Genomic DNA, 17,179 nt, shown 5'->3' on the forward strand with positions numbered 1-17,179 from the left:
TTTTTCGTTTCTTGGATCAACCTGAACTTGTTTCCCGGGGTCACCCTGAACTTGTTTTCCGGGGTCACCCTGAACTTGTTTCAGGGTCATATCCATCTATGTCTTAAAACCATGAAAAAAGGCTACACCTATATCCTCTCTAACAGATCCCGAACGGTCCTTTACGTTGGTGTTACTGCTAATATCAACAGGCGTATGGCGGAGCATAAGAGTGGAAAAGGAGGGGTCTTCACCAGAAAATACAGCTGTAACATCCTGGTGTATTATGAAGAATTTATGGACATCAGGCAAGCCATAGCCAGAGAAAAACAGCTTAAGAACTGGCACAGGGAGTGGAAATGGAACCTGATTAAAATGAAGAACCCTGAGCTGATTGAGCTGTTGGTAATGTAGATGATGATGCTGAAACAAGTTCAGCTTGACGTTCACTAGAGAAGCTGAAACAAGTTCAGCTTGAAGGCTTCGCCTTCACCTCAACACCAACCCATTCCCATCCTCGCCGACTTTTGCGATGTTCTGTCGCTGATTGACAAAGCGGGGATCGCCCTGGGTTTCCTGTCGTTCGAGCCAGCTTATTGAGACACAGATGTAGCCCAGCTCTTCCAGCACCCGGCCGTGGCACAGGTAGATCCCTTTGCTGCGCAGCGGGTATTGCTCTGTGGCGCGGGGAAATTGTACGGTGTCAAAAATGTCTCCTGCGGCATCAAAAAAAGTTCCGAAGCACATGTATTCCTTGTTTACCGTAGGTGTACGTTTGGCTGTGATCAGGTTGCCGTAGATCTCGATATCTTTCCCAATGTACTGTTTCAGATCTTTTGCTTTGATGGCTTCCGGTTTCATGGGGTTCTTCAGTAAGCTAAAGTGATCATGCAGGGAGAAGCCCAGCAGTTCCATCTGGTCATAGGCATCGATGAGGAAGGAATGGGAAAGCTCCGGAAGTTCAAAATCCCGGTGCGGCGGTTTGAACAACAACTGCTGACTCGTCTTCCGCTTGCTGTGGTTCAGCTTAAAAAAAGCTTTCCAGAGCAGGTGGTGCTTGTCGATATCCGTAAAGCGGAAGGCATCGATCTTCAGCAGCAGGCTCAACTGCTCAATGGAGATAGGCACCCGGTCGATAAAGTCATCAAAGGATTCAAAAAGGCCAAAAAAGTTGCGGTTTTCGAGTATCCGCTGCACCACTTTTATCTCCAGCTCCTTGATATAACCCAGCCCCAGGTAGACGTCTCTGCCGTAGATGACCGTGTGGTGCTCGCTCCTGTTGATATCAGGCGCATGCACCCGGCCGCCGCATTTCCTGATCTCCTGAATGTAGGTCTCCACATCGTAAAATCCGCCACCGTTGTTGAGGCAGGCCACCATGAACTCCAGCGGGAAATAGTATTTCAGGTACAGGCTCTGGTAACTTTCCACCGCATAGGAAGCCGAATGTCCCTTGGGGAAAGCATAGCCCGCAAAGGAGAGGATCTGGTTCCAAACATCCCGGGTGAGCTCTTCTGAATAGCCTTTCTCCCGGCAATTGTTATAGAATTTCTCTTCCAACTGCTTAAAGTCATGATGGCTCATGCGCTTTCCGCTCATGCCGCGGCGCAGGATATCGGCTTCTTCCAGGGAGAGCCCGGCAAAGAAGTGAGCCACCTTCAGCACATCCTCCTGGTATACCATTACGCCATAGGTTTCCGAAAGTATCTCTGCCAGGACAGGGTGCGCCTGCTTGCGCCGTTCAGGATCGCGATGGCGTTTGATGTACTCCTCCTTCATACCCCCGTTGGAAACACCGGGCCGAATGATGGAACTTGCCGCCACCAGTCCCAGGTAATCTTCTGTCTGCAGCTTTTGAAAAAGGCCGCGCATGGCAGGTGATTCCACGTAGAACACGCCCATACAGTCGCCGGTGCGCAGCAGGTTATTGATATTGGGATCGTTCTTGAAAACCGACACATTTTCCATGTCCTCCACCTCAGCCTCCGGCTGGTTCTCCCGCACGATCTCAATCGCATCTGTGATCTTGGAAAGTCCCCGCTGGGCGAGAATATCGAATTTGAAGATCCCCACATCTTCGGCTATATTCATATCAAACTGAATGGTTGCAAAGCCCTTGGGCGGCAAAAAAGTAGCCGCATAGCTGTGCACCGGCTCCTGGGTGATCATGATGCCGCCGGCGTGTACGCTCAGGTAATTTGGGAATCCGGCGATAAGCCCACTGTAACGAAACACCAGTTTCTCCATCTCATCGAGATCTTTATACTCAAAAAAGCCGGCAGAAAGCTTATCGATCTCCGCTTTGGGCAGTCCGAACACCTTCCCCAGCTCCCTGATCACTGCCCGGCGTTTAAAGGTTACGTAGGTAGCGAGCAGGGCCATATTCTTATGCCTGCTGAAGATATATGCCGTCACATCCTGCCGGTCTTTCCAGGAAAAATCGATGTCAAAATCAGGTGGGGAATGCCGGGAGGCGTTGATGAAGCGCTCAAAATACAGGTCGAGCTCAATAGGATCAACATTGGTAATACCAATAATATAGGCCACTACAGAATTAGCACCGCTGCCCCGCCCAATAAACGGATAGTTCTTCGATTTCGCATACTGAATGATGTCATAATTGATCAAAAAATAGGACACAAATCCCAGGCTTATGATCGCCTGCAGCTCCTTCTCTACCCGCGCGTACGTAGCTTCGGAAGCATTTGGGTAGCGCCGCGGCAGATTCTTGTAGCACAGCGCTTTCAGGGTTTCGGCGTCTTCTTCCCTGCTCTGCCCGAACACCTGCAGATTGCGGTTCTTGCGCGCCTTTCCGAATTCGAATTCCACGCTACAGCCCTCGATCAGCTTTTGAGTATTTTCCAGGATAAATGGATAATCTGCAAACTCCTCAAAAATGACATTTTTGGGCAGCATTTGCTGGGTGGGCGAGCCCTGTTCAGATTCCGGAAGTTTGCTCAACAGCATATTGTTGTCGATCGCCCGCAACAGGCGGTGCGCGTTATAATCTCTTTTACTGCGGAAGCTCACCGTTTGCAGGAGCACCAGCTTCTCCCGCAATTGCAGGTATTTGGAGAACTTCAGCTTGCGGAGACTTTCTACGGAAACGCCGATGAACTCGTTCTCTCTAAAATGCCATTTTTCATCCTGCATCACCTTCTCCAACGGATAGATCACAAAGCAGTCCGGCAGTTCCGGAGCGTCTTTATCGAAATCTTTCTCCACATGCAGGTGTGCCGACAAATGATCGTTTAACTGCTTAAATCCGACATTGTTCCTTGCCAGGCCCACATACTGTTGCTGCACCCCGTTCCTGAAGTCGATCCCGATGAGGGGTTTAAAATCATATTCCGAAGCTATTTTTAAAAAGCTCAGGCAGGCAGAGGTGTTGTTGATATCGGTAAGCGCCACGGCAGTAGCTTCATGCTCTTTCGCCAGTTCACACAGCTCCTGCTCGGGAAAGGTCCCGTAACGGAGAGAGTAGTATGTGTGACAATTCAGGTACATTTTTATTAGTTAAGAGTTCGGAGTTATGAGTTACTTTTAGCTATTAGCTGTTAGCTGTTGGCCGTTGGCTGTTCATTGTTCACTATTTATTGTTCATTGAAATTAAACTGCCACGAATTCACGAATGATCTAAAAAAGCTGTTGGCTTTTAGCTGTTGGCTGTTAATTGTTAATTGTTCCAGTTGTCACCTCGAGCGCCTGCCTGTCGGCAGACAGGGAGTCGAGAGGCCTCTTGATCACGGCATCACTTCACAAATTCCAATTTTTTAAATCCTAAATTCCAAAACTATTCCCGGTTCATTGTTTATTGATCACTGCTCATTGTTTCTCACGCAAAGGCCGCAAAGCTTCCGCAGAGAACGCAGAGACTAGCCGTCAGTTCGAGCTCCATAAGAACGTCTTTGCGAGCCGGCCAATTGGCTGGCGAAGCAATCTCATGTTCCCAGGGACTTCTCGTTTTACCCCTAAATCCCCTAAAGGGGACTTTAATTTTTCCATAAAACTCCTGTGAGATCTGGAAAACTCCGCCTCCCTTTAGGGCTGGGGTAAAGCGGAGAATCTCATGTCATCTCATCTCACGCAAAGGCCGCAAAGCTTCCGCAGAGAACGCAGAGACTAGCCGTCACTTCGAGTGATTTTTCTGAGCGCCAGCGAGGAAAAATTGTATCGAGAAGAAGGCTGGGCAGTCACTCCCTTGTTCTCGATACATCCCGATAGCCATCGGGATACCTACCTACCGACAGGCAGGCTCGAACTGACGGGAGCGTTCGACCGCCATAAGAACGTCTTTGCGAGCCGGCCAATTGGCTGGCGAAGCAATCTCATGTTCCCAGGGACTTCTCGTTTTACCCCTAAATCCCCTAAAGGGGACTTTAATTTTTCCATAAAACTCCTGTGAGATCTGGAAAACTCCGCCTCCCTTTAGGGCCGGGGTAAAGCGGAGAATCTCATGTCATCTCATCTCACGCAGAGGCCGCAAAGCTTCCGCAGAAAGCGCAGAACCTTCTATTTTCAAATTCTCAAATCCACAAATTTTCAAATCACACCACCTTGAATCTTAAATTTTAAATCCAGAATAACTTCGCTTCCGCGAAGTTTAGCTCTGCCTATGCGCAAGCAACACCGGTGGGGCGCCGTTGAACGGATTATCCATTCTCCCCACCAGCGTGCCACCCATGGTCGAAGCTCGCATCACAATATTGTCATCGCCATAGCGGGTTCGTATATAATCCAGCGAATGATACAGGTCAAGCATCTCCTGTGTGTCATCGAACAGGTTGATCTGGTAATGCCCGCCTACGAGTCCGCTGAATTTTATACCTATGAGCCGTATCAACAACCTTCGGTTGTACAGCTGCCGGAACAACTCCTCCAGCCTGGGGATCAGGATATGATCGGCGCTGGTGTAGGGGATCTTCGCCTGTTTGGTGTAGGTGTTGAAATCGGAATACCGGATCTTCACACTGATCACCGAGGTGAGTTTATTTCCCCGTCGTAACTGGTAGGCCAGATTCTCGGCCATGGCCGTGAGCGTGGCATGCAGCTGCACCATATTGATGGTGTCGCGGTGAAAGGTGCGTTCGGCTGAGATCGATTTTCGTTCATGAAACGGAATGATAGGAGAATCATCAATTCCATGGGCGCGTTTCCAGATGGTGCGACCGTTCTTGCCCAGCACGCTCTCCATCATTTCCACCGGCATCTCCTGTATGGTCTTTATCTCCCGCACGCCCAGCCCCAGCAAGGTTTGAAAGGTCTTGCTGCCTATCATGGGGATCTTTCGCACAGACAGGGGTGCCAAAAATGACCTTTCGGTGCCGTTCTCTATGAGCAACTGATTGTTGGGCTTGGCCTCGCCCGTGGCGATCTTGGACACGATCTTGTTCTGGGAGAGTCCGAAGGAGATGGGCAGGCCGCTTTCTTTGATGATCTGTTGCCGCAGTTCGGTGGCGAAGCGGTAGGTTCCGAAGAACTTATCCATTCCGCTGAGATCGGCATAGAACTCGTCGATGCTGGCTTTTTCAAAAGCGGGCACTTTATTTTTGATGATCTCAGTCACCACATCGGAATATTTGCTGTAGGTAGCCGAGTTTCCTTTTATCACCGTAGCCTGCGGACAAAGCTGCCGCGCCACCTTCATCGACATGCCCGAGTGCACCCCAAAACGGCGCGTCTCATAGCTGCAGGCCGCAACCACTCCGCGATCCCCGAGTCCGCCCACCAGCACCGGCCGATTTTGTAACTCCGGATGCAGCAGGCGTTCTACCGACACAAAGAAGGTATCCAGGTCCAGATGTAAGATCGATTTATACTTCATTTTTGGATATATTCCTGTTAATTGGAATTATTCCAAAATTAGTTATTTTAGAGAAATCTCCCTCTCGAAGAAGTGTTAAAAATGGAAAAATTCCTGTTAATTGGAAATATTCCATTTTACTAGAATTGCCACGAATGCACGAATGATCTTAAAAAAAGCTATTGGCTTTTAGCTGTTTATTGTTCATTGATCATTGTTTATTGTTTACTGTTCATTGATTTAAACTGCCACGAATGCACGAATGATCTTAAAAAGCTGTTGGCTTTTAGCCGTTGGCCGTTAGCTGTTCTTCGCCCGTCTTTGCGAGCCGGTCGAAAGGCCGGCGAAGCAATCGCATGTTCACCGGGACTCCACTCCAGGCACTGTTCCTTTTTTACTTGCCCTTCATTTCTTTTGCTTGTCCAAAAGAAACGAAGCAAAGAAAAAGACACCTTTTCCGAGGAATTTTTCCTCCCGCTCCCGCAGGAGAAAAACCAGTCACAAAACTTCGCGGAGTCCCGATAAAAATCGGTCCTCCTGAATCTCAAAGTTTTGCTCCTTATTCTACGTAAAAGGAAACTCCACAACTACATCCTGCTATCTTTTAGTTTTTAAATCATATCAACTTCAATGTTTTGTCATCCCGAACGAAGTGAGGGATCTGTTGATCACAGCATCACCCTAATCGCCACGAATTCACGAATGATCTTCTAAAGCTATTGGCTTTTAGCTATTAGCCCTTAGCTGTTCATTGCTTATTGTTCATTGTTCAATGTTCCAGTTGTCACCTCGAGCGGAGTCGAGAGGTCTCTTGTCTCTTGATTCTTGATTCTTGTCTCTTGATTCTCTAAAAAAACTTGCCCCATATCATATGATAGTTTAAATTAGCTCCCCCTATAAATCAACCGATTAGCAAAAACAGACCGGAAAACCTGCTTAGACCAACTTTTAAACATGAAAAGAATTTTCAACAGGCCGGTGGCTCCCCCGGAATACAGCCTGGATCAAAAGATTGTCCTTGGAAGCGCCCTCTGGTTAGTCCTGAGTATTAACTTCACTCTTAACTACCTCACTCACACGTATTATTCAGGCAATGTGATGGAGATGGAAAGTCCGGGATTCTGGCTTTTTATGCTCAACAACGTTTTTTTAGCAGGGATCCTGTTCTTCGTTAAAAAAACTATGCGCTGGAAGTGGAGTGACCTGGGACTGGCCCGGCCCACCCGTTGGTGGAAACCGGTGCTGATGAGCCTGTTGGTTTTTGCCGGGGTGGTACTTTTTGCAAAATTTCTACAACCGCTTATTATTGAAACTTTCGGGTCGCACCAGAACATCTCTCACCTCTACACCCTTCGCGGGAATTTACCCCGGCTGATTTCTGCACTTTTTACCATTTGGGTCACTGCTGCTTTTCTGGAGGAGATCATCTTCAGGGCTTTTGTCATTAATACCCTGGAAGACCTGTTGGGAAAGACCCCGCTTGCCACCTGGACCGCGGTATTGATGAGCGCCCTCATCTTTGGCGGGATACACGCCTATCAGGGCCTCACCGGAATCCTCACCACCTTTTGTATCGGACTCATCTTTGGAGTTGCCTATATCTTTAACAGCCGCAGGCTGTGGCCCATCATCCTGGTACACGGACTCGTAGACAGCATCATGCTAATAAGCATTTACAATAGTTAAACCTGTTAGGAAAAGCCTAGTAATGGAGTAATTATGGACTTTGACTATGAAGGATCTTCTTTTTCTGAAGTATTTTCTTACTTTTATTAAAAACCTCCTTGGTGATTCTTGTTACATGTGCAATAATAGAAAATGAGCAAAAAGTTCTCTGTGCCCAAAGAAGTGAAACCATGCACCTGCCTCTAAAATGGGAATTTCCCGGTGGTAAAGTTAACAAAGGTGAAGAATTGGAATCCTGTTTAGAAAGAGAAATCAAAGAAGAATTAGGTATCGAAATAAATATAATTGAACGCCTTCCATCTAACAAACATATATATTCACAAAGTAAGTCAATTGAACTTATTCCATTTCGCTGTTCCCTACAAACATCTGAAATTGAACTAAAAGAACATCTTAAAATTGAGTGGGTTGCTCTCCATGACTTGAATACATTGGACTGGGCAGCAGCTGACATCCCAATTGTTCAATACTACATTCAGAGATATCAATGATTTTTGAAACCGGCCTTTACGAACAGCTAATAAACAAACTCGTCAAGAATAAATTAGAATCAATTGATTCCGAAAAATTTCACATCAGTGAAACTACTTTAGACACAGAGGAAGCTTCTCAATACCTCAGTCTTTATTTGGCTGAGACAATAAAATTCGCACTCAACGAAGTAAAGGAAAAGGACCGTCCTCTTAAGCAGATTGAGCTTTCAAATAAGATCATTCAGCTCTTGATTAGAGAACTCGACTGTTTAGAAATGAATGATAATCTATTAGAAACTGAAGGTAAAATTCTGCAAGGCATTTTCTCGAAATTAGATTTTCCTTTTCCCAATATAGAAGCTAGACTCAAAGAGATCACTCCTTATACACGTTTAAGTCAAAGTGAGTTGTTTACCGGAAATAATGTAGGAATCTCTTTGGAAAGTGAATTGAGAAAAGAAATTCTCTCTGCGGACGAAATTTACTGGTTGGTCTCTTTCATTAAATTTTCAGGCATTCGGATATTTCAAAAAGAACTGGAGGAGTTCACGGCCAGTGGTAAAAATTTGAAAATTATAACCACTTCCTATATGGGTGCTACAGATGTCAAAGCTGTGGAATATCTTTCGTCTTTACCGAATACCGAAATAAAAGTTTCTTACAATTCCGAACACGAACGACTGCATGCTAAAGCTTATTTGTTTTTAAGAAATTCTGGATTCCATACCGGTTATATTGGTTCATCAAATCTTTCTCGTTCTGCTCTCACCAATGGTTTAGAATGGAACTTAAAAGTCACCACTCAGGAAATCGGCCATATCATTGACAAATTTCAAAAGACTTTTGAGACTTATTGGGAAGATTCTGAATTCGAATTTTACACAAAGGGAAGAGATAGGGAAAAATTGAGTCGTGCTCTTAAAAGGCAAAGTTCCTACAGCACAGCCCAAAACACCACCTTTTTTGATTTAAAACCATATCCATACCAAGAGGAGATTTTGGCCAAACTACAATCTGAAAGAAAGATTCATAACAGAAATAAAAATCTCTTGGTAGCAGCTACCGGAACAGGAAAAACAGTTATTTCAGCCTTTGATTTTAAAAGATTTTATTCTCAAAATCCCACCGCAAGGTTTCTCTTTGTTGCTCACAGAAAGGAAATTTTACAACAGGCACAAGTCACTTTTCAACACGTTTTAAAAAATTCAAATTTTGGTGAGCTCTGGGTAGATGGGAACGAACCCGAAAGCTATAATCAAATATTTGCTTCCATTCAAACTCTTCATAGCCGTTTAAAGCATTTAAAGTTAGCCTCTGATTTCTTCGACTATATCATTGTTGATGAAGTACACCATATTAAAGCAGAAAGTTATCGCCCTATTCTCAAAAGATTCAACCCTAAAATTCTTCTTGGACTGACTGCGACACCTGAAAGAATGGACGGAGGAGACATAGCGGAAGATTTTCACAATAAAACTGCTGCAGAGATAAGATTGCCCGAAGCTTTGAACCGGAAGCTCTTAAGTCCCTTTCAGTACTTTGCTCTGTCTGATGCTGTAGATCTTTCCCAGGTAAACTGGAGAAATGGAAGGTATGAAATTAGAGAACTGACCAAACTTTACACCGAAAACGACAGGCGTGTTTCGGATATTATCCATAACTGCGAAAAATACCTAACTGATATACACGATGTACAAGCTTTAGGTTTTTGCGTGAGCCAGGAGCACGCCAAATACATGGCTCAAAAATTTACAATAGCCGGTTTAAAGGCCGAATATCTGGTAAGTAATAATAGTTCTTCAAGGGATATCCTGCGAAGCCAGCTTCTTCGAAAAGAGATCAATTACCTATTTGTTGTTGATATTTTCAACGAAGGTGTAGATATTCCAAATATTGATACAGTTCTCTTTCTGCGGCCCACTGAAAGTTTGACTATTTTTCTACAACAATTAGGTCGTGGCCTTAGACTTGCCGAAAATAAAGATTGCTTAACTGTGTTAGATTTTGTGGGTAATGCTCGTCCAGAATATGATTTTGAACATAAATTCAGAGCGCTTGTTGGCAAAACTCATACCTCGATAATTAAAGAAATCGAGGATGAATTCCCCCATTTACCATTAGGTTGTTCAATTGTTTTGGAGAAAAAAGCTCGGGAAGTCATTTTGAGAAATATAAAAGAAGCCACTGAATTCCGAAGACCCCAACTCCTTCATAAAATTCAAAAGTTCAAGAATCATTCTACGCTACCGTTGACTTTGACTAACTTCTTAGAATTCCATCATCTTGAACTTCCACAAATCTATAAAAAAGGAAGTTGGAAAAGATTGTGTGCAGATGCAGGCGTTATTTCCAATTTTGATGAGCCACAAGAGAAAGAATTGACAAGTTGTATGCAGAGGAAGCTCATACAATGTAACTCCCTTTCTTACCTACAATTTATTCAGAAGGTAATTTCAAATGATATCAACCTGTATTTATTGACAAAAGAGGAAGAAAAAATGCTCCTTATGTTCCATTATGACGTTTGGCAAGAAGCTGGAACAAAACTCGGATTTTCAGATATTAAAGAGTGTATAACATCACTCAAAAAAAACCCAGTTATGCTAAGCGAAATGCAGGAATTTACCGATCATCTTATAGAAAAGATAGAATTTATTGAGAAAGATATTGATTTAGGTTTCCCGTTCCCGTTAAAAATTCACAGTAGATATAATCGAGAAGAAATACTGGCTGCCATGGGCATGAGCACCTTCAGTAAAAAATCATCTAATCGTGAAGGTGCTGCAAACAACAAAAAATTAAAGGCTGAAGCTTTATTTGTTACGCTCAAGAAAACCGAAAAGGAGTATTCTCCCACCACAATGTATGAGGATTATGCTGTCAACAAAAATCTCTTTCATTGGCAATCACAAAACAGTATTTCTCCAGATTCGCCAAAGGGAGAATCCTATATAAGGCATAACGACATCGGAAAGAAAATTTTACTCTTCGTAAGAGAACAAAACGTAGATGAATTCGGTTTTACCATGTCATATGTTTTCTTGGGAGAAGCGCATTTTATAAAATCAAAAGGAGCAAAGCCGATGAGTGTAGAATGGCGTTTAAAAGAACCTATGCCATCTTATATTCTAAAGGAAAGCCAAAAATTAGCGATAGGTTAGCTTTATGTCCGAAGAAAAACTTCTTAAGTACTCACACCAACTAAAAAAACTGCGGCGCGGTCCTGTAAAGGGTATGGGCAAGGCTCCTCACAAACCGATTCTAATTCTGTCAGTTATCCAGTTAATTGCTAAAGGAGAGATCCGTAGTAACAGAGTTTTCATTACCTCCGAATTGATCCTCGCTTTTAAACAAAATTGGAAGCAATTAGTTGATACAAACCATGTCCCAACATTTTATCTTCCATTTTTTCACTTGAAAAATGAACCGTTTTGGCACTTGGTTACTAAACCAGGAAGAGAATTAATTCTTACCCGTTCAAATAGTATAAGAAGTTTTAAAAACCTGAGAGAATCTGTTGCCTTTGCCGAAATTGATCGAGATTTATTTGTCCTTCTTCAGGAAATTTCTAGTCAGTTATGGTTTGAACAACTAATATTAGAAACATATTTTCCACATCAAAAAACTACTTATGCAAGACCTCAAAAAAGTTACGAAGAAGAGCATATTGAATATGAAATATTAAACGAACCAAAAGAAGCCTATCAAAGGCATATCCAAAGATTAAGAGAAACTCTAGAGGAAGATGAATATGAAGAGGAGCTTTTCATTCGTGGAGGACTGTTCAAAAAAAATATTCCTAAAATTTACAACTATACCTGCTGTATATCAGGAATGAAAATTGAGTCCTCTCACAATGTTCAGATGATCGATGCTTGTCATATTCACCCCTTTAGCCTTTCTGGAAATGACCACGTCACTAATGGCATAGCTCTATCTCCAACTCTACATCGTGCCTTCGACCGCGGTTTAATTACCATTAATTCCGATTTTATTGTCAGGGTTTCCCCCACTGTAAATGAAGAATATTCGAATTTTACTCTGTCACAATTTTCTGGTCATCAAATCTTGTTGCCCCAAAAAGAGGATTGGTATCCTTCCCAAACTTCATTGAGCTGGCATAACAAAGAAATTTTCTTGCTTTGACCACTCGAATTTCAAGATTATAACCTCAACAATCTAACAATATGAACCCCCTTCAGGATCTGCTGCAGCAAATACAGGAACAGGAACTTTGGGAACAGGAGCTGGAGCTCGCCCGCAACGAATACCTCAAGGTGAGCGGCAGCAAAGATACCCGGGTGTATTTTGTCGCTTCGGGCAGCCTGCGGGCCTTTGTGACCGATGAGGAGGAAGAACATACCATCAGGTTCGCTTATAGCGGAGACTTGGTGGCAGCCCTGGATTCTTTCGTGACCGAAGCTCCTTCCCCGCTTTACATTCAGGCCATCAAAAAGTGCAGCCTGAAAGTGCTCTCAAAAAAGGCATTTTTGGAACTCGTTTCCGCCTCTCCTCAAAATATGCAGCACTGGCAAAACCTGCTGCTACAACTGGTATATCAGCAAATGGAAAGGGAGCAAGACCTGCTCACCTCCTCGCCGCAAGAAAGATACAGAAGAGTACTGGAGCGCAGTCCGCGGCTGTTCCAGGAGATTCCGCACCGCTACATCGCCTCTTATTTGCGCATGACCCCCGAGACTTTGTCGCGCATCAAAAAATCTTGATCTCGATCAATGTTTTGAACCTGTATTGGAAGGCATCTTTGTAAAAAAACAAAAAGATGAAAACAGCTTCCGAAAACCTGATCACCGACCTCATCGAGCGCACCCGTCAAAATCTGAACCGGGCACAGCAGCTCAACAACCTGAGCCTTGAAATCCTCAATCACAAAAGCAGTGCAGACAATTGGAGTGCACTCGAGTGCCTGGAGCACCTCAACTTCTACGGCGATTTTTACCTGCCCGAAATTGAAAATCGCATCAAAACCGCACATCATTCCGCAGAACCCAATTTTAAAGCGGGTATGCTGGGAGATTATTTCGCCAAGATGATGCTGCCGGGAGAGAGTATGAAACCAATGAAGACCATGAAATCGGCCAACTTCAACGGCGGGAAACTGGGAAAGCAAACCCTTGAAAAATTCATTGAGCAGCAGAAGAAAATGCTTTGGTTATTGGACAGTGCCCGAAGTGTAAGCCTCAACAGAACCAAAACCTCCATCAGCATTGCACCTGTGATCAAACTAAAGCTGGGAGATACCTTTCGGGTAGTGATCTATCATAACGAAAGGCACCTGCAGCAGGCACAGCGGGCGGTGACCTTTGCGAGATCTGTTACCTACGCTGCTTTAGAAGAACAGGCTTAGAACCTACTTTTTGGAAGGAATGCGAAATAGCGGAATCTATTTCAGGAGTCAAAAATGCCATTTCAGGTGCTTTCTTTCTCACTTCATCCTAATGCGGTTTTACAACCCGGCTTTCTGTTGTAGTTTCGGTATATACAAGAAAGATTTGTAACACATTAGCAATAAGTTCGTCCTCTTTATACAGGCCAGAAAAATATCGATCAATCAATCATAAAAAAAGCCCTTTCTGAGTATTCAAAAAGGGCTTTTCCTTTAATTTTTTATTCTTATTCCCGCCAAACCATTCCGCCCATTTCAACCACATATTCCTTGCGTTGGGAATCGTAATCCATGCTGTAAGTGGTGGGGTAATAATAGCCTTCCATCGGATATTTTTGAGGTTGTGCGAAGGGGAAAGAAGTGCCGTCCGCTTCATTTTCCAGGTAATCCACGGTGATCATAGGTTCCATAAAAATGAATTCGCCGTCATAGGAACCATAAATAAAGGTGTGAGTGAATTCTTCAAAGGTGGGTGGAAGTTCGGGAGCATTGTGGCTCAACCAGTGTACTCCCATCATTGGCACCAGCTCTGGAGCACCCGGAATAAAATAACCTGTGGGAACATAATCTCCGGTTGGAAGGTTTGCAGCCTTCGCCGGATCAGTGATCTGCATCTGTTCCTCGACAGAGATCATGTAAAAATGCACATCAAAATGACGGGCCCCATAGATATTTTCGGGTTCATGACCATGCGGATTCCAATTCAGGCTTATGTGATCGAATGGCAATCCCGCAGTTTTTTGTGGTAATTGGAGGCTGAGCACCACAGGCTCATCTGGTAAACTTTCAAAAGACTTTTCAGAAATACGTACCCCTATTGATTGAGGTGTGCCATCCCTGCTCATGGTAACAGAACTACGAACAACTCCGCGACCTAATTGTTGTGCAGGACCATAAAATTCACTTGTCTTCTCAGAAAGGTCCATCTGGGCCTTTGACTGCAGGTCAAGTGCAGGATCGTTCAAAGTATCTACTGCTTCCTTTTCACAAGCAGAAAATACAAAGAGTAAAAAAAGGGGGAGTAGGCAGGAAAAAGATTGGGGCGGCAAAAGAAATACATGTTTTCTCATGACGCTGGTTTTTAGGTTATTAGGACCAAATTTACGCTAAAAACTAATCCGTAAAACGGAAGGATAGTTAAATAATAAAAAATAAAAATGCCCTTTTAAACAGGTGTCAAAAAGGGCATTTTTGAGTGGTAATTTACCGGGAGGCTTTTTCTTCTTCTATCCAGGAATTGATCTTGTTCTCCAGGAGTTCCAGCGGAATACATCCTGTCTCGAGCACCTGGTTATGGTATTTCCTGATGTCAAATTCATCTCCCAATTCGGCTTTTGCCTTGTCGCGCAACTCCATGATCTTGAGTTGCCCTATCTTATAAGACAGCGCCTGGCCGGGATTGGCCATATAACGTTCAATTTCCGAAATTACACTGGCTTCAGGTTCGGCTTCGTTTTCCAATGAATACTGGATCGCCTGTTCGCGCGTCCAGCCTTTGCTGTGCAAGCCGGTATCTACCACCAGGCGTACGGCGCGGTGCATCTCTGCTCCCAGCATTCCGAAGTACTGGTAGGGATCTGTGAAAAGCCCCAGCTCCTTTCCTAAAGACTCCGAATACAAGGCCCAGCCTTCGCCATAACCGCTATACCAAAGCGTTTTCCGGAATTCTGGCAGGTTCTCGTTTTCCTGCGTCAGGGAGATCTGGTAATGATGCCCCGGAATGGCCTCGTGCAGGAATAATGATTCGTCGCTATAAATATTATAGGTAGTGGCATCGGGCACGGGCACATAAAAGATACCGGGACGCGTACCGTCCAGCGACCCCGGATTATACTCGGCACTGGCCGAAGCTTCCCTGAATTCCTCCGTGCGACGCACTTCAAACGCCGTCTTTGGAGTCATATCAAAGAGTTTGCTGATATTGGGTTTCATGCGCTCATGGATCTCATTGAAATGTACGATCACCTCTTCGGCCGTGTCAAAAGGCATTAGGTCTTTATTGTTGCGCACATAGTTAAAGAATGATTTAAGGTCGCCCTCATACCCCACCTGCTCTTTCACCTTCTCCATTTCGGCAGAGATACGGGCCACTTCGGCCAGTCCCAACCGGTGGATCTCTTCGGCAGTCATATCTGTGGTGGTGTACAGCTTTATCTGGTGTTTATAGAATTCTTCTCCCTTCGGCAGGGCGGCAATTCCGCTGCTGCTCCTTCCTTTCGGCAGGTATTCCTTCTGCATGAAATCGTGCATCTTCTCATAGGCCGGAATCACCTTTTCAGAAACCATTTTTCGGTATTTCTCAGCCAGTTCGGTTTTTTCAGCTTCAGTAAAACTATCGGGGAAATTCCTGGCCGGGCTAAAGAACAGGTGGTCTTCCACCTCTCCGCCGGTCATGGCCTTCATCTGCGGAACGACCTTCTGAATAAGAGAGGCCGGTAAAACATAACCTGCCGCCATCCCTTCACGAATGCGGGTTTCAGCCGAATTGAACCAGGTGAGATAAGCATCTACCCGCTTCAACCAGTTCTCATAGTCCTCCACCGTTTTGAATGGCTGGGCCCCGGCACCACTGGCCAGCTGCCCCACGAACAGGTTCACAGACCACATCTGGTTGATGGGCATATATTTATCCATATCAAATTCCAGGCTCTCCAGGTTCACATTACATTCCCACATGAGAATGTCCTTGCTCATTTGTTGCACTTCGGAAAGCTCTTCGTCCTCAAAAGCGGCCGCCTTATTACGATATTCAGTAAAGTAGTTCTTCAGCTTTTGCCGGTATTCATCAGAAAGAAAGTTGGGAAAACGGTCATTGTAGCGCATATCCCCTGCCATGGTCGCTGCAATAGGATTCAGTTTCAGGCCATCTTCATAGTAATCGGCCAGCACCTTATCAAATTCTGAAGCAGTCTCAGTTCGGGCTTCCCCCGTGGTTTCGATCTTTTCATTCTTACAGCCAATCAGTAAAAAGACTGCAAAAAGCGGAAGTATAATTTTCTTAAACATGGTACAATTTTTAAATGCGGTTTGTAAGTTAGAAAAAATGATGCTTTAGAGACTAAGCAGGCTTCGGAAGACTTTCTTAAAATTTCAGCAATCCCGACGGCTTTCTTCTTCTGAAGCAGCTAATTTTTCAGAAAAAACCTGAAAATTTTAATAGCATGAAATTCAATAAGTTCCGATATTTGTAAAAAGTGTCACCGATGAAAATTGCTTCCGACAAGCTGATAGAAGACCTGATCAAACGCACGCGACATAATATCGCCCAAGCCGAAAAGCTGCGTACACGGTCCCTGGCAGATCTCAACGAGAAGAGAACGCCTACCAGCTGGAGTGCCCTGGAATGTCTCGAACACCTCAATCTCTACGGGGATTTTTACCTGCCGGAGATTAAAACCAGGCTGAGCAATAATCAAACTACCGCCGAACCGCTCTTTAAAGCGGGGATCCTGGGAAATTATTTCGCCAATGCCATGTTGCCCAGCGAAAACATGCACAAAATGAAGACCTTCAAAGACAAGAATCCCAATGGCAGCAGCCTGCGCAAGACTTGTATTGACCGCTTCCTCTCCCAACAGGAACAGCTACTTGAACTGCTGGAGCGCTCCCGAAAGTTCAGCCTTAACAAGACAAAAACAGCGGTGAGTATTTCTAAATTCATAAAACTGAAACTGGGAGACACTTTTAGGGTGCTTATCTATCATAACCAACGCCACATCTTGCAGGCTTATAAAGCCGTGGGTGCGGAAGCCGAATTCAAGGCGGCCTGAAAATGCCATTTTTGAAGCATAAAAAACCCCTTCTGTAGCAGAAGGGGTCTTATTTTTCATAATA

General features: G+C 44.5%; 12 protein-coding genes. 8 read left to right on the forward strand and 4 right to left on the reverse strand.

Annotation, left to right across the window (positions count from 1 at the left end):
* Positions 1–111: 111 nt before the first annotated feature.
* Positions 112–393, forward strand: coding sequence for a GIY-YIG nuclease family protein (locus ACNORC_RS00645; protein ID WP_418333644.1), 282 nt, complete (start codon positions 112–114; stop codon positions 391–393).
* 75 nt (positions 394–468) lie between these two features.
* Here ACNORC_RS00645 and ACNORC_RS00650 read toward each other — a convergent pair whose 3' ends face one another.
* Together ACNORC_RS00650 and dinB are read right to left on the reverse strand one after the other, a co-directional pair.
* A complete protein-coding gene (locus ACNORC_RS00650; RefSeq protein WP_418333645.1) occupies positions 469–3,486 on the reverse strand; it encodes a DNA polymerase III subunit alpha in 3,018 nt (1,005 codons plus the stop codon).
* 1,096 nt (positions 3,487–4,582) lie between these two features.
* A complete protein-coding gene (gene dinB, locus ACNORC_RS00655; protein WP_418333646.1) occupies positions 4,583–5,803 on the reverse strand; it encodes a DNA polymerase IV in 1,221 nt (406 codons plus the stop codon).
* Positions 5,804–6,736: 933 nt separating this feature from the next.
* Between dinB and ACNORC_RS00660 the strand changes: the two genes are divergently transcribed.
* The 6 genes from ACNORC_RS00660 to ACNORC_RS00685 all read left to right on the forward strand — a co-directional run bounded on the left by ACNORC_RS00660 (position 6,737) and on the right by ACNORC_RS00685 (position 13,306).
* The gene (locus ACNORC_RS00660) at positions 6,737–7,468 is read left to right on the forward strand and encodes a CPBP family intramembrane glutamic endopeptidase (RefSeq protein ID WP_418333647.1); all 732 of its coding nucleotides are present in this window, start codon (positions 6,737–6,739) and stop codon (positions 7,466–7,468) included.
* Between the two features lie 101 nt (positions 7,469–7,569).
* Complete coding sequence (locus ACNORC_RS00665) at positions 7,570–7,959, forward strand: (deoxy)nucleoside triphosphate pyrophosphohydrolase (protein WP_418333648.1); 390 nt, start codon at positions 7,570–7,572, stop codon at positions 7,957–7,959.
* Positions 7,956–11,102: a DEAD/DEAH box helicase gene (locus ACNORC_RS00670; RefSeq protein ID WP_418333649.1), complete on the forward strand. Its 3,147-nt coding sequence runs from the start codon at positions 7,956–7,958 to the stop codon at positions 11,100–11,102. Before ACNORC_RS00665 ends, ACNORC_RS00670 begins: the two co-directional genes overlap by 4 nt.
* Positions 11,103–11,106: 4 nt before the next feature.
* Positions 11,107–12,087 (forward strand): HNH endonuclease, encoded by a 981-nt coding sequence (locus ACNORC_RS00675; RefSeq protein WP_418333650.1) that lies wholly within the window; start codon positions 11,107–11,109, stop codon positions 12,085–12,087.
* 41 nt (positions 12,088–12,128) lie between these two features.
* Positions 12,129–12,665 carry a Crp/Fnr family transcriptional regulator gene (locus tag ACNORC_RS00680; protein WP_418333651.1) on the forward strand — a complete coding sequence of 179 codons (537 nt, stop codon included), beginning with the start codon at positions 12,129–12,131 and terminating at the stop codon, positions 12,663–12,665.
* Positions 12,666–12,721: 56 nt separating this feature from the next.
* The gene (locus ACNORC_RS00685) at positions 12,722–13,306 is read left to right on the forward strand and encodes a DinB family protein (protein ID WP_418333652.1); all 585 of its coding nucleotides are present in this window, start codon (positions 12,722–12,724) and stop codon (positions 13,304–13,306) included.
* Positions 13,307–13,572: 266 nt separating this feature from the next.
* On the opposite strand, the gene ACNORC_RS00690 is transcribed toward ACNORC_RS00685, so the two are convergent.
* Both ACNORC_RS00690 and ACNORC_RS00695 read right to left on the reverse strand, forming a co-directional pair.
* Positions 13,573–14,415, reverse strand: a complete 843-nt coding sequence (locus ACNORC_RS00690; protein ID WP_418333653.1) for a DUF5602 domain-containing protein — start codon at positions 14,413–14,415, stop codon at positions 13,573–13,575.
* Between the two features lie 133 nt (positions 14,416–14,548).
* The gene (locus ACNORC_RS00695) at positions 14,549–16,351 is read right to left on the reverse strand and encodes a DUF885 domain-containing protein (RefSeq protein WP_418333654.1); all 1,803 of its coding nucleotides are present in this window, start codon (positions 16,349–16,351) and stop codon (positions 14,549–14,551) included.
* Between the two features lie 197 nt (positions 16,352–16,548).
* On the opposite strand from ACNORC_RS00695, the gene ACNORC_RS00700 reads away from it, so the two are divergent.
* Positions 16,549–17,115, forward strand: coding sequence for a DinB family protein (locus tag ACNORC_RS00700; RefSeq protein WP_418333655.1), 567 nt, complete (start codon positions 16,549–16,551; stop codon positions 17,113–17,115).
* Positions 17,116–17,179: the final 64 nt, after the last annotated feature.

This window comes from Salinimicrobium soli (assembly GCF_048323655.1).
GTDB classification, from domain to species: domain Bacteria; phylum Bacteroidota; class Bacteroidia; order Flavobacteriales; family Flavobacteriaceae; genus Salinimicrobium; species Salinimicrobium soli.